The sequence below is a fragment of the Pseudomonas sp. LG1E9 genome (assembly GCF_003290225.1).
In the GTDB taxonomy this organism is placed as follows: domain Bacteria; phylum Pseudomonadota; class Gammaproteobacteria; order Pseudomonadales; family Pseudomonadaceae; genus Aquipseudomonas; species Aquipseudomonas cyclaminis.
This window is the reverse complement of record NZ_CP029983.1, coordinates 3,216,328-3,232,333: the sequence shown is the minus strand read 5'-3', so window position 1 is coordinate 3,232,333 and position 16,006 is coordinate 3,216,328. Positions and strand designations below refer to the sequence as shown.

Below are 16,006 nucleotides of genomic sequence, written 5' to 3'. Positions count from 1 at the left end.
TTGGCCACGCTTCGTCTTTCTGACAACGCATATTTACGCAGCCGATGGCGACGAGACCAAACATGAACCCACTGAATCAACTCCCCGACGACGACTTGCTGGCTTTGTTGATGGCCGACGACGTCGGTTCAGAGCATTCCATCAAGGCTTCCCCCCATCGCGGCCCCACTCCCCTGTCCTTCGCCCAACAACGCCTGTGGTTCCTGCAACAGCTCTCGCCCGACAGCAGCGCCTACAACCTGCCCAACGCACTGCACCTGCGCGGCCCGCTGGATACACCGGCGCTCGGTGCAGCCTTGCAACAGGTCATCGACCGGCACGACGTGCTGAAAACCGCATTCCACACCGTTGATGATGAACCCCGGCAAGTGCTCGACCCGCAAGCCCGCATCCACTTGCGCGAAGAGGACCTGTCCGGCCTGGCACCACACGCGCGTACCGCCGCCGTCACCGAGCGCCTGGCCGCCGAGGCCGGTGCGCCGTTTGACCTGGCGCGTGCGCCGCTGATTCGCGCCACCCTGATCAAACTTGAGCGCGATGACCACATCCTGCTGTTGAACATGCACCACATCGCCTCGGACGCCTGGTCCAACCCGATCCTGATGCACGACCTGATCCAGGCTTACCAACGCGCCTGCCAGGGCGACACGACGCCGTTGGCGCGACCTGCCATCCAGTACGCCGACTACGCCCGCTGGCAGCGCGAGGAGTACCCGAACACGCCTGAACAACAGCGCGCCGCCGAGTATTGGACGGATTACCTGGGACGCGAGATTCCCACGCTGGACCTGCCTACCGAGTTCCCCCGCAATGCCGGACAACAGCACCGCGCCGGCAATCTCCAGCTGTCAGTGCCCTCAGCCCTGAGCCAACAGTTGCAAGGCTTCTGCCAGCAACAGGAGGTGACGCCGTTTATCGTGCTGCTGGGCACTTGGCAACTGCTGCTCAGCCGCTACAGCGGCCAGCAGGACTTCACTGTCGGCGTGCCAAATGCAGGCCGCAATCAGAGCGAGACCCAGGACCTGGTGGGGTTCTTCGTCAGCAGCCAGATCTACCGCACGCAACTCACCGACGACCTGACCACAGGCGAGTTTCTCCAAGCGTTGCGCCAGCAATCGCGGGCGGCCATGGAACATGCCGACTACCCGATTGAACTGATCATTGAGCACCTGCAACTGCAACGCAGCACACAGGCCAATCCGCTGTTCCAGACCCTGTTCAACTGGCGTGTGAGCCAGGAACAAACCGGCGCGCTGAAGCTGGGTGAGTTGAGCCTGACGTTCCTGCCGGTGGCGCAACATGAGGCCAAGTTCGACCTGTCGATGGACGTGGACTACGCGCCACAGCACATCACCGCGAGCATCGAGTACAGCACCGCATTGTTTGGCGCGGCGACGATTGAACGCCTGGGACGCCACTGGCTGCGCTTGCTGCACAGCCTCATTGCCGACCCACAACAGCGGGTTGCCGACCTGCCGATGCTGGACCACGCCGAGCAACAGCAGATCGTCAGTACGTGGAACGCCACCACCACCCACTACCCGCTCGACCACAGCGTCCAGCAATTGATCGAAGCCCAAGCGGCCGCCACGCCCGATGCGCCGGCATTGGTGTTCGGCGACCATCAACTGAGCTATCGCCAGCTCAACCAGCGCGCCAACCAACTCGCCCACAAGCTGATGGCCCTGGGCGTCGGCCCGGATGCACTGGTGGGCATTGCCACCGAGCGCAGCCTGGAGATGGTCATCGGCCTGCTCGCCGTGCTCAAGGCCGGCGGCGCCTATGTGCCGCTGGACCCGGAATACCCGCAAGACCGCCTGAGCTACATGATCGAAGACAGCGGTATTGGCCTGCTGCTGACCCAGCAACACCTGCTCACGCAGTTGCCGATCCCCGCCGCGCTGCCGGTGCTGGCCCTCGACCAACTGGACGTCAGCGGCTATGCCGACACCAACCCGCAAGTCGCCGTTGACGGCGAAAACCTCGCCTACGTCATCTACACCTCAGGTTCCACCGGCAAGCCCAAGGGCGCCGGCAACCGGCATGCGGCCCTGACCAACCGGCTGTGCTGGATGCAGCAGGCCTATGCCTTGACCGCCGACGACACCGTGCTGCAAAAGACCCCGTTCAGCTTCGACGTGTCGGTGTGGGAGTTCTTCTGGCCGCTGATGACCGGCGCCCGTTTGGCCGTTGCCGGGCCTGGCGACCATCGCGATCCGGCGATCCTGGTCAGCCTGATTCAGCGTTACCAGGTCACGACCCTGCACTTCGTGCCGTCGATGCTGCAGGTGTTCCTGCTGGACGAGAACGTGGCCCAGTGCACCCGCCTGACACGCATCGTGTGCAGCGGCGAAGCCTTGCCCGTGGATGCCCAGCAACAGGTGTTCGCCAAGTTGCCGAACGCCGGGCTGTTCAACCTCTACGGCCCTACCGAAGCCGCCATCGACGTGACCCACTGGACCTGCCGCGAAGAAGGCAAGGCCAGCGTGCCGATTGGCCAGCCGATCGCCAACCTCACCACCTACATCCTCGATGCCGAGCTGCAACCGGTGCCGGCCGGTGTGATCGGCGAGCTGTACCTGGGCGGCGAAGGCCTGGCCCGGGGCTACCACCGCCGCCCTGCCCTTACCGCCGAGCGCTTCATGACCAGCCCGTTCGGTGACGGCCAACGCCTGTATCGCACCGGCGACCTGGCCAGCTACCGTCCCGACGGCGTCATCGAATATCGGGGCCGTATCGACCACCAGGTAAAAATTCGTGGCCTGCGCATTGAGCTGGGAGAGATCGAAACCCGCCTGATGGAACTGGACTGCGTACGCGAAGCCGTGGTGATTGCGGCCGACGGCCAGTTAGTCGCCTACGCCGTGCCCAGCGAAGCCGGTGACGCAGATGAACTGCGCAGCCACATCAAGCAACGCCTGGGCGAACACCTGCCCGACTACATGGTGCCTGCCCAGTTGATCTTCCTCGATCAACTGCCCCTGAGCCCCAACGGCAAACTGGACCGCAAGGCCCTGCCGAAACCCGATGCAAACCTGCTGCAAAAAACCTACGTGGCGCCGCACAGCCCGCTGGAACAGCAGATCGCCGCGATCTGGCAAGACGTGCTCAAGCGTGAAACCGTCGGCCTGCACGATGACTTCTTTGAGTTGGGCGGTCATTCACTGCTGGCCACCCAGGTCGTCTCCCGTGTGCGGCATGCCCTGAACACCGATGTGCCCCTGCGCAACCTGTTCGAGTGCAGCACCTTGCAGGCGTTCGTGGCCACCCTGGAGCAAGAACCGGCCCGCCATGAGCCGCCCTTGGTACGGGTCGCACGCGATCAGCCGCTGCGCCTGTCGTATGCCCAGGAACGCCAGTGGTTCCTCTGGCAACTGGACCCTCAAAGCACCGCGTACCACATCCCGGCGGCCCTGCGCCTGCGAGGCCATCTGGACACCCATGCACTGCAGCGCAGCTTTGACCACCTGATCGAGCGCCATGAAAGCCTGCGCACTTCGTTCGCCCAGGACGGCGAGCGTGCCGTGCAACGGATCGCCGCCCACGCCCCGCTGGCAATCACCGTCGAGTCACGGCCGGGCGCAGACCAGCAAGTGATCCAGGCGTGTGTTGAACACGAAATCCAGCAGCTGTTCGACTTGCAGCACGGCCCGCTGCTCAGGGTAAAACTGCTGAAACTGGCGGATGACGATCACGTCCTGATCCTCACCCAGCACCATATTGTCTCCGATGGCTGGTCGATCAACGTGATGATCCAGGAGCTGATTGCCCTGTACGCAGGTTTCAGCCAGCAGCAACCCGCCAGCCTGCCCGACCTGCCTGTGCAGTACGCCGACTATGGCGTGTGGCAGCGTCAGTGGATGGAAGCTGGAGAGCGCGAGCGCCAACTGGCCTACTGGACCGAACAGTTGGGTGGCGAGCAGACGGTATTGGAACTGCCCGCCGACCACACCCGGCCGTCCGAGCAGAGCTACCGCGGCGCCCAACTGGAACTTGCGCTGGGCCACCCGTTGAATCAGTCGCTCAAGCAATTGGCCCAGCAGCAAGGCGTGACGTTGTTCATGCTGTTGCTGGCCTCGTTCCAAACCCTGTTGCATCGCTACAGCGGGCAAACCGACATCCGTGTCGGTGTGCCGATTGCCAACCGCAACCGCGTGGAAACCGAAGGGCTGATCGGGTTTTTCGTCAACACCCAGGTATTGCGTGCAGAACTCGACGGCCAGGCGCGGTTTGTCGACGTGTTGCAACAGGTCAAACACCATGCCTTACAGGCCCAGGCTCACCAGGACCTGCCCTTCGAGCAACTGGTGGAAGCCCTGCAACCGGAGCGCAGCCTCAGCCATAGCCCGCTGTTCCAAGTCATGTACAACCATGCCAGCGTGCAGCCCCAACACAGCGTCAGCTTGCCCGGCCTGAGCCTTGAAGTCTTGGAAGGCACGTTGCCCAGCACCCAGTTCGACCTCTCGCTGGATACCACCGAGTCCGCCGACGATCTGCTGGCCACCCTCACCTATGCCATCGACCTGTTTGAAGCCTCAACCGTCCAGCGTCTGGCCGGGCATTGGCAAAACCTGTTGCAGGCCATCGTCCGTAACCCGCAGCAACGCCTGGGTGAACTGGACATGCTTGGGCGTGAAGAACGGCACCTGATGCTCCATGACTGGAGCAGTGCCACCCTCGAATACCCAAGTGAACAACGGGTCCATCAGTTGTTTGAAGCCCAGGTGGCGAAGCAACCATCAGCCCCGGCCTTGCTCTTCGAAGACCGCCAGCTGAGCTACGCCGAACTCAACGCCCAGGCCAATCGCCTGGCCCGCCATCTGGTGAGCCTGGGCGTCGGGCCCGACGTGCTGGTGGGGATTGCCGTGGAGCGCGGCCTGGACATGATCATCGGCTTGCTGGCGGTGCTCAAGGCCGGCGGCGCCTACGTGCCCCTGGACCCGGAATACCCGCAGGATCGGTTGCTGTGCATGATCGAAGACAGCGGCACGCAACTGATGCTGACCCAGGGCCACTTGCGCGAACGCCTGACGATTCCTGCCGATGTGGCGCACCTGTGCCTGGACCAGAACCAAGCCTGGGTCGATCTGGACGATAGCAACCTGGTCAATCGTGCCCATGCCGATAACCTTGCGTATGTGATGTTCACCTCTGGTTCCACGGGCCGGCCAAAAGGCGTGGGCATCAACCACTCCTCGCTGACTCGCCATGCCTATGTGTCGCTGGGGTTTTTCAATCTCAATGGCGGCGACCGCATCCTGCAGTTTTCCACCTTCAACTTCGACGGTTTCGTCGAGCAGTTGTACCCGGCACTGATCTGCGGCGCGTCGGTGGTGCTGCGCGGCACTGAAATCTGGGACACCGAGACGTTCTACCGCGCACTGCTCAAACACCAGATCAGTGTGGTCGACCTGACCACGGCCTACTGGAACCTGCTGGCCAAGGATTTTGCCGCGGCGGGCCCACGGGATTACGGGCGACTCAAGCAAGTACACGCCGGTGGTGAAGCCATGCCGCCGGAAGGCCTCGCCGCGTGGAGCCAGGCCGGCCTTGGCCACGTCAAATTGCTCAACACCTATGGCCCTACTGAAGCCACGGTCACGGTCACTGCCCTCGATTGCACCGACTACGTAACCGGCGCCCGCCCGACGCCACTGACCATGCCCATCGGCAAGGTTCTGGCCGGGCGCAGCATTTACCTGCTGGACGACAGCGGTGCCCCGGCGCCGATTGGCGTGGTGGGCGAACTGATGATCGGCGGCGAGTTGCTGGCACGCGGTTATTTCAATCGCCCGGACCTGACGGCCGAGCGCTTCATGCCCGACCCGTTCAGCCAAGGCGGCGGCCGCTTGTACCGCACCGGCGACCTGGCGCGCTACACCCCCGAGGGGGTGATCGAATATGTCGGCCGGATCGACCATCAGGTGAAGATTCGCGGTTTCCGTATCGAGTTGGGCGAAATCGAGGCCCGACTGCTGGAGCAAGACGTGGTGCGAGACGCCATCGTCCTCGCCCAACCGGCAGCCAGCGGCTTGCAGTTGGTGGGTTATGTGGTGCCCCATGCCACGGCCGTGCCGCACGCAGAGCTGCGTCAGTCGATCAAGGCCGCGTTGGCCGCCGTGCTGCCGGACTACATGGTGCCGGGCTTCCTGATGTTCCTTGATGTGCTGCCCCTGAGCCCGAACGGCAAGCTGGACCGTAAAGCGCTGCCCAAGCCGGATGCCAGCCAACAGCAAAACCACTATGTGGCGCCGCGAACGGCCCTGGAAACCCAGGTCGCCGGAATCTGGCAAAGCGTGCTCAACCTTGAGCAGGTGGGCCTCACGGATGACTTCTTCGCACTCGGCGGCCATTCGTTGCTGGCGACGCAGATCATTTCCAGGGTGCGTCAGGCCCTGGGGCTGGATGTCGCCCTGCGCAGCCTGTTCGAACGCAGCGTGCTCGGGGATTTCGTCGCCGGCCTGGACGGTCGCGCACGGCAGCATGAGCTGCCACTGGTGCCCGTCGAACGCACTCAATCGCTGCCCCTGTCCTACGCGCAGGAGCGCCAGTGGTTCCTCTGGCAATTGGACCCGCATAGCGCCGCGTACCACTTGCCGGCCGCACTGCGTCTCAAAGGCGCGCTGGATGTCGCGGCGCTGGAGCAAGCGTTCAATCAACTGATCGCCCGTCACGAGGCACTGCGTACCACCTTCGTGGTGGAAAACGAACAACCGCGCCAAATCATCGCCGACCATGCGCCGCTGGCGCTGGTGGTCGAGACGCTGAGCGGCACACCGGACGACGCCACGATCAAGACGTTTGTGGAGCACGAAACCCGGCAACTGTTCGACCTGCAAAACGGCCCGCTGCTGCGAGTCAGGCTGCTGCGCCTGGCGGACGATGAACATGTACTGGTACTTACCCAGCACCACATCGTTTCCGATGGCTGGTCGGTGCAGTTGATGGTGGAGGAACTGATCAGCCTGTATGGCGCCGCCCAGGCGGGGCAGCCTCACTCGCTGGCGCCGTTGCCCATCCAGTACGCCGACTATGCCGCCTGGCAACGGCAATGGATGCAAGCCGGCGAGCGCGAACGTCAACTGGCCTACTGGACCGGCCAGTTGGCCGGCGAAAACAGCGTATTGGAGTTGCCGACAGATCGCCCGCGCCCGGCTGAACAAAGCTACCGGGGTGCCCACCTGTCACTTACCCTCACGCCTGGCCTGGGCGATGCAGTGCAAGCCTTTGCCCATCGCCTGGGTGTGACGCCGTTCATGCTGTTGCTGGCGTCTTTCCAGGCGCTGTTGCACCGCTACAGCGGCCAGAACGATATTCGCGTCGGTGTGCCGATTGCCAACCGCAACCGGGTCGAAACCGAGGGGCTGATCGGCTTCTTCGTGAACACCCAAGTCATGAAAGCCGAGTTCAGCTCGCACCTGCGGGTCGAGGCTCTGCTGCAACAGGTCAAGCAACATGCACTGGATGCCCAGGCGCATCAGGACCTGCCGTTCGAGCAACTGGTGGAGGCCTTGCAACCGGAGCGCAGCCTCAGCCACAACCCGCTGTTCCAGGTGATGTTCAACCACCAGAGTGCCGACAAACCCAGCGCCACCGAACGCCCGTCACTGCCTTTGGCGTTGCAGGTCGAGGGATTGGACTGGGAGGGCAGCACCTCGCAATTTGACCTGACCCTCAGCACCAGCGAATCGGCCGAGGGCTTGAGCGCAACACTCACCTACGCCACCGACCTGTTCGACGCCACTACCATCGAGCGCCTGGGACGGCACTGGCTGCACTTGCTGCAAAGCCTCATTGCCGACCCGCAACAGCGGCTGGCCGACCTGGCGATGCTGGACCACGCCGAGCAGCAGCAGATCGTCAGCGCGTGGAACGCCACCACCACCCACTACCCGCTCGACCACAGCGTCCAGCAATTGATCGAAGCCCAAGCGGCCGCCACGCCCGATGCGCCGGCATTGGTGTTCGGCGACCATCAACTGAGCTATCGCCAGCTCAACCAGCGCGCCAACCAACTTGCCCACAAGCTGATGGAACTGGGCGTCGGCCCGGATGCACTGGTGGGCATTGCCACCGAGCGCAGCCTGGAGATGGTCATCGGCCTGCTCGCCGTGCTCAAGGCCGGCGGCGCCTATGTGCCGCTGGACCCCGAATACCCGCAAGACCGCCTGGGCTACATGATCGAAGACAGCGGTATTAGCTTGCTGCTGACCCAGCAACACCTGCTCACGCAGTTGCCGATCCCCGCCGCGCTGCCGGTGCTGGCCCTCGACCAACTGGACGTCAGCGGCTATGCCGACACCAACCCGCAAGTCGCCGTTGACGGCGAAAACCTCGCCTACGTCATCTACACCTCAGGTTCCACCGGCAAGCCCAAGGGCGCCGGCAACCGGCATGCGGCCCTGACCAACCGGCTGTGCTGGATGCAGCAGGCCTATGCCTTGACCGCCGACGACACCGTGCTGCAAAAGACCCCGTTCAGCTTCGACGTGTCGGTGTGGGAGTTCTTCTGGCCGCTGATGACCGGCGCCCGTTTGGCCGTTGCCGGGCCTGGCGACCATCGCGATCCGGCGATCCTGGTCAGCCTGATTCAGCGTTACCAGGTCACGACCCTGCACTTCGTGCCGTCGATGCTGCAGGTGTTCCTGCTGGACGAGAACGTCGCCCAGTGCACCCACCTGACACGCATCGTGTGCAGCGGCGAAGCCTTGCCCGTGGACGCCCAGCAACAGGTGTTCGCCAAGTTGCCGAACGCCGGGTTGTTCAACCTTTACGGCCCTACCGAAGCCGCCATCGACGTGACCCACTGGACCTGCCGCGAAGAAGGCAAGGCCAGCGTGCCGATTGGCCAGCCGATCGCCAACCTCACCACCTACATCCTTGATGCCGAGCTGCAACCGGTGCCGGCCGGTGTGATCGGCGAGCTGTACCTGGGCGGCGAAGGCCTGGCCCGGGGTTACCACCGCCGCCCTGCCCTTACCGCCGAGCGCTTCATGACCAGCCCGTTCGGTGACGGCCAACGCCTGTATCGCACCGGCGACCTGGCCAGCTACCGTCCCGACGGCGTCATCGAATACCGGGGCCGTATCGACCACCAGGTAAAAATCCGTGGCCTGCGCATTGAGCTGGGAGAGATCGAAACCCGCCTGATGGAACTGGACTGCGTACGCGAAGCCGTGGTGATTGCGGCCGACGGCCAGTTAGTCGCCTACGCCGTGCCCAGCGAAGCCGGTGACGCAGATCAGTTGCGCAGCGACATCAAGCAACGCCTGGGCGAACACCTGCCCGACTACATGGTGCCTGCCCAGTTGATCTTCCTCGATCAACTGCCCCTGAGCCCCAACGGCAAACTGGACCGCAAGGCCCTGCCGAAACCCGATGCAAACCTGCTGCAAAAAACCTACGTGGCGCCACACAGCCCGCTGGAACAGCAGATCGCCGCAATCTGGCAAGACGTGCTGAAACTGGAACGCGTCGGCCTGAACGACAATTTCTTCGAACTGGGCGGTGATTCCATCATTTCCATCCAGGTGGTCAGCCGCGCCCGCCAGCAGGGCATCGGCTTTACACCCAAGGAACTGTTCCAGCACCAGACCGTGCAAGGCCTGGCCAGCGTGGCCCGTATGGGCGCAAGTGCCCACGTGATCGACCAGGGCCCAGCCACGGGCCCGCTCACGTTGCTGCCGATTCACCAGGCATTTTTTGAAACGGCGATCCCAGAGCGCCATCACTGGAACCAGTCGGTACTGCTCCAACCTGCCCAGCCGCTGGTGGCCGAGGCACTGCAACAGGCGTTGCTCGCAGTGATTGAGCACCACGACGCCCTGCGTTTGAGCTTTGAGCAACACGCTGGCGACTGGAGCGCCCAGTACCGGCCAATGGCCGACTGGCAGTTGCAACAGGTAGACGCCAGCGTCGAGCAACTGCCGGACCTGTGCGATCAAGCCCAGGCCAGCCTCGACCTGCAACACGGCCCGCTGATCTGCGCCGTATTGATCCACGTGGCCGACGGCAGCCAGCGCCTGCTGTTGGTGATTCACCACCTGGCAGTGGATGGCGTGTCCTGGCGGATTCTCTTTGAAGACCTGCAAAACGCCTATCAACAGGTCTGCAACCAGCAATCGGTGCAATTGCCGGCCCGCACCAGTTCAGTCAAGGCCTGGGCCGAGCGCCTGCAACAGCGTGCGCAACAACCCACCGCCCAGGACGAATTGCACTACTGGCTGGCGCAACTCGATACCGACACGCCCGATCTGCCCTGCGAACGCCCCCATGGCAGCCTGGACAATCGCTACAGCCACACCCTGCATACCCACCTCGACGCCCGGCAGACCAGACAGTTGCTGCAACAGGCGCCCAAGGCCTATCGCACGCAGATCAACGACCTGCTGCTGACGGCCCTGGCGCGTGTCATCAGCCGCTGGACCGGCGCCGCGCATTGCCTGGTGGAGCTGGAAGGCCATGGCCGCGAAGACCTGTTCGATGACATCGACCTGACTCGCACGGTGGGTTGGTTCACCAGCCTGTTCCCGGTCAAGCTGGTACCGGCCGGCACCCTTGGCGACTCCATCAAGCAGATCAAGGAACAGTTGCGGGCAATCCCCGACAAGGGCTTGGGCTATGGCGCCCTGCGCTACCTCGGCACGCCGCAGGCACGGGCCAGCCTCGGCGCCTTGCCGGCGCCACGCATCACCTTCAACTACCTGGGCCAGTTCGATGGCAGCTTCGATGCCAAACAGGGCTCGTTGCTGGCCCCCGCCGCCGAAGGCAGCGGCCGTGAGCAGGCGCCGGATGCGCCACTGGGCAACTGGCTGAGCCTCAATGGCCAGGTATACGGCGATGAACTGACCCTGGGCTGGCAATTCAGCCGTGAGATGTTCGACGAGGCGACCATTGCGCACCTGGCCGATGACCTCAAGCGCGAGTTGCTGGCCCTGATCGAGCACTGCTGCGACACCGCCAACATGGGGGTCACGCCGTCCGACTTTGCGCTGGCGCGTATCAGCCAGGCGCAACTGGACCGCCTGCCGGTGCCGTTGCCACAGCTCGAAGACCTCTACCCGTTGTCGGCGATGCAACAGGGCATGCTGTTCCACACACTGGAAGCACCGGAAAGCGCACTGTACGTGAACCAGATGGCCGTCTCGGTCACCGGCCTGGACGTTGCGCGGTTCACCGCCGCCTGGAACGCCGTGATTGAGCGCCATGAAATCCTGCGTACCGGGTTCTGGGCCGACAACCAACTGACCGAACCGCTGCAAGTGGTCTACCGCGCGGCGAAGATGCCAGTCGACGTCCTCGACTGGCAGCAACGGGACGTCAGCGCACAGGACCTGGAAGTACTCGCGAGCCAGGATTGCGCCCGTGGCTTCGAACTTCTGCGTGCACCGCTCACACGCCTGACCCTGGTACAGCTCGACGCGCAGACGCACTACCTGATCTGGACCAGCCACCACATCCTCATGGACGGCTGGTCCAACTCGCGGCTGTTGGGTGAAGTCTTCGCGATCTACAACGGCCAGGCCGCACCGCCCAAACGCGGGCATTACCGCGATTACATCCGCTGGCTGCAAGATCAATCCCAAGCGGTACTGGAGCAGTTCTGGAAAACCAAGCTCCAGGACTTGAACGGCACCTCGTCCCTCGCCAACAGCCTGTCGCCCAAGCCGGCCATGGAGTTGGAAGGCCACGCGGCGCTGTATCTGAATTGGGATACGCGGCAAACCGCACACTTGCGTGAGCAGGCCCAACGCCTGCGCGTCACGCCGAACACGCTGATCCAGGCCACTTGGTTACTGCTGTTGCAGCGCTATACCGGCCAGGACACCGTGTGCTTCGGCGCGACGGTCGCGGGTCGTCCGGCCAGCCTGCCAGGCTCAGAGGACATGCTCGGGCTGTTTATCAACACGTTGCCCATTATCCAGACCCCGCAACCGCATATGCCCGTCGCCCAATGGCTGCAAGCGTTGCAGGCCTATAACCTGGAAGTGCGCGACCACGAGCATGCGTCCCTGGCGGATGTACAACGCTGGTCGGGCCAAGGTGGCCAGCCGCTGTTTGACAGCATTCTGGTGTTTGAAAACTATCCGGTGGACGAGCGTCTGCAGGAAGCCGGGCAGGAACACCTGAGCTTCGGCGACGTCAGCAGCCGCGATGTGACCAACTTTGCCATGGACCTGGCGATCAACCTCGGCCACACCCTGAAGATCGAGTTCCTGTACCTGCGCAACCGCTTTACCGAGGCCGCCACCGCACAAATCCTGCGCAGCTTTGAAACCCTGCTGCTGGAACTGCTGAACAACGCCCAGGCCAACGTCGGCAGCCTCAACATGCTGGCAGGCCCCGAACAGCAATTGTTGCTGCAACGCAACCACCTGAACCCAGCCAAGGCGCCACGCGCGCACCTGGCACAGGTGATCCGGCAACACGCACTGGAGCGGCCAGACGCAGTGGCGGTCGTGTGCGACGGTATCGCGTTGAGCTACGGCGAACTGGATGCGCGGGCCAACCGCCTGGCCCACTGCCTCATGGCCCAGGGCATCGGCCCGGAGATGTTCGTCGGCGTCGCTCTGGAGCGCTCGGTGGACGTCATTGTCGCGTTCTATGGCGTCATGAAAACCGGCGCCGCCTACGTGCCCCTGGACATCGACTACCCACAGGACCGCGTGCAGTGGATCGTCGAAGACTCTGCCATGAGCGTACTGATCAGCCAGCACTCGCTGCGGTCGCGCTTCGACGGCCTGGGCGAGGCGACGCTTATCGAGCTGGATCGCCTGCCGCTGTCGGACTGGCCGGCGACGTGCCCGGCGACCCTGGTGCACGACCATAACCTGGCCTATCTGATTTACACCTCGGGCTCCACCGGCAAGCCCAAGGGGGTGGCCGTGGCCCACGGGCAAATCCGCATGCATTGCCAGGCCATCGCCGAGCGTTACGAGATGGACAGCAGCACCCGTGAATTGCTGTTCATGTCGTTCGCCTTCGACGGTGCCCAAGAGCGTTGGCTATCGACGCTGCAAAGCGGCGGATGCCTGGTCGTCAGGGGTAACCAGCTGTGGACACCGGAAGAAACCTGGCAGGCGCTGCACGCGCACAGCATCAGCATCGCGTGCTTCCCCCCGGCGTATCTGCAACAGCTGGCCGAGTACGGCGACAGCCAAATCGATGCACCACCGCCCGTGCGCATTTACTGCTTCGGCGGCGACGCGGTGGCAGAGGCCAACTTCGAGTTGGTCAAGCGCGTGCTCAAGCCGCAGTACCTGACCAACGGGTACGGCCCCACCGAAACCGTGGTGACCCCGCTGCTGTGGAAAGTGAGTGTCGATGAACGCTGCGACGCGGTGTACGCGCCGATCGGCACCCGCATCGGTGAACGTACCCTGTATGTGCTGGACGAACACCTCAACCCCCTGCCCGATGGTGTGGCGGGCGAGTTGTACATCGGCGGCGAAGGCGTTGCCCGTGGGTATCACCAGCGGCCCGGCCTGAGCGCCGAACGGTTTGTGGTTGACCCGTTCGCTGCCGACGGCACACGCCTGTATCGCACCGGGGATCTGGTGCGCCAGCGCCCCGACGGCGTGATCGACTACCTTGGCCGCCTGGACAACCAGGTGAAAATCCGTGGTTTCCGGATCGAGCTGGGAGAAATTGAGTCACGCCTGCGCGAGATCCCGGATGTGCAAGACGCCGTGGTGGTCGCCCGCGATACCGCCGGCGGCAAGCAACTGATCGGTTACGTGGTAGCCGACGCTTCGGCCGGGCTGGGCGAACGCCTGCGAGCGGCTTTGCAGGTGGAATTGCCCGACTACATGGTGCCGGCGCAAATCCTCGCGCTCCCAGCTTTCCCACTCAACCCCAACGGCAAGCTGGACCGCCTGGCCCTGCCTGACCCGGATTTCAAGGGCCGCGCCTTCGTTGCACCGCGCAATTCGTTGGAGGCACAACTGGCGGCGATCTGGCAGGAGGTGCTGGAACTAGAGAGCGTGGGCGTCACCGACAACTTCTTCGAATTGGGCGGCGACTCGCTGCGCATTCTCAAGGTGCTGTCGAAGGTGCGCAGCCAACCGGATATCGGCATCGAGCTGAAACTGCGGGACATGATCGGCAAGCCCACCATCGCTGAGTTGTCCGGGTTTGCCGAAGACGATGCGAGCCTCAATCCGCTGCTGCTGCTCAACAGTGAAACAACGCTCAGCGCGCCGCTGTTCTGCCTGCATGCCGGTTTTGGCACTGTGTTCGACTACGAGCCCCTGGCCCGTCGCCTGGATGGACAGCGCAGCGTCTACGGCCTGCAATGTCGCATGCTGCTGGACCGTCAGTGGAACGATGATTCGCTGGCGTCCATGGCCATCGATTACAGCCAGTACATCCGCCAGCAGCAAGCCAGCGGCCCTTACCACCTGATGGGCTGGTCGCTGGGTGGCACCCTTGCGGTGCTGGTGGCCCAGGAGCTGGAAAGCCAGGGCCAACGCGTGGAGTTCCTCGGCCTGGTGGACAGTTTTGTACCCACTGGCGAGGACGTCTTGAGTGACGACTGGAGCGAGGACCTGCGCGGGTTCCTCGCGGTACTGTTCGGCCTCTCGGCCGAGGAGTTGCCAACCTTTGAGGTCGGGGCGACGACGGACAGCACGGCGCTGGAGCAGCTGATCGCGCAGGTCCAGGCAGGTGCTGCCGCCCGTTCGGCGTACGCCGCAATCAGCACCGAGGAGCTGGCTCACACCTTCCAGGTAGCGATGAAACTCAAGGCGTTGTCCACGCGCCTGGACGGCTTGCCGCCCACCCGGGCGCAGGCCCATTGCTGGTGGGCCAAGGCGATTGCCGGCCAGCCTGCATCGAACATGGCCAGCGCCCGGAGCAACGAACAGATCGCCGCCGGCCACTACGACATTCTCAACCACCCGACCCTGCTTCAGGGTCTGTTGCAGCACCTGGCGCTGCAACCCGTAGCCAGTTGAAACCGTCGCCGCCCCTGATGGTCAGGGGCGGCGCTTCAGCCTATTTCACAAGGAACATGCAATGCCCCTGGACCCTGATCTCGAAGGTTTTCTGGAATTGGCACAGATGGGTCGCCTGACCGGTAAAAGCCAACCCATGCACGCACTGAGTGTTGAACAGGCACGGCGGGAGTTCGAACAGACTTCGGCCATTCTCGACCCCAGCCCGCCAGGGTCGGTGGTGGTCAGCCAACTGACGTTCACCGCCCGCGATGGCCATGCCTTGCCCGCCCGCCTATACCGGGCGCCGGGCACCGCGCAATTGCCGGTGATTGCGTATTTCCACGGCGGCGGTTATGTGGTGGGCAGCCTGGACTCCCACGACTCCATCTGCCGCAGGCTCGCGGCCAGCGGCGAGTACGCGGTGTTCGCGCCCGCTTACCGTCTGGCGCCACAGGCGAGCTTCCCGACCGCTGTCAATGACAGCCTTGACGCCGCCAATTGGCTGGCCGAACAGGCTGGCAACCTGCAACTGGACAACAACCGGATTACCCTGGCAGGTGACAGTGTGGGGGCAACGCTGGCGACCGTCCTGGCGATCACCGCAGTGAAAGCGCCGCTGCAACTGGCGTTCAAACCCTGGGCCCAGTTGCTGTTTTACCCCGTCACCGATACCTCGCGGCAGCGTGATTCCCATCGCCAGTATGCCGAGGATTACCTGCTGGAAACGGCCACGCTGCAATGGTTCTACCACCACTATTGCCCGGATGCCCAACAGCGCCTCGACTGGCGGGTCTCGCCACTGCTGGCGCAGGGGCTGACAGCATTGGCCCCGGCCTATATCAGCCTGGCCCAATACGATCCGCTGTATGACGAAGGACAGGCTTACGCCCAGATGCTGGCGGCGAGCGGCACAGCGGTGAGCCTGCACGTAGAGTCGGGGTTGACCCATGACTTTCTGCGCATGAACGGTATTACCGGTGCGGTTGCGGGTATTTATGAAGGGGTGTTGAGCTGGTTGGGGGAACAGCGCTAAGCGCCACTTGAGCATTCCCGCCATTAACCAACGGGGC

Annotated in this window: 2 protein-coding genes; both read left to right on the top strand. The window is 63.7% G+C overall.

The genetic code is table 11. The features are described 5' to 3' along the window. Window positions 1-62: 62 nt before the first annotated feature. A complete protein-coding gene (locus DNK50_RS15110) occupies window positions 63-14,954 on the top strand; it encodes a non-ribosomal peptide synthase/polyketide synthase (RefSeq protein WP_112194873.1) in 14,892 nt (4,963 codons plus the stop codon). 61 nt (window positions 14,955-15,015) lie between these two features. Continuing rightward, window positions 15,016-15,969 carry an alpha/beta hydrolase gene (locus tag DNK50_RS15105; RefSeq protein WP_112194871.1) on the top strand — a complete coding sequence of 318 codons (954 nt, stop codon included), beginning with the start codon at window positions 15,016-15,018 and terminating at the stop codon, window positions 15,967-15,969. Window positions 15,970-16,006 lie beyond the last annotated feature (37 nt).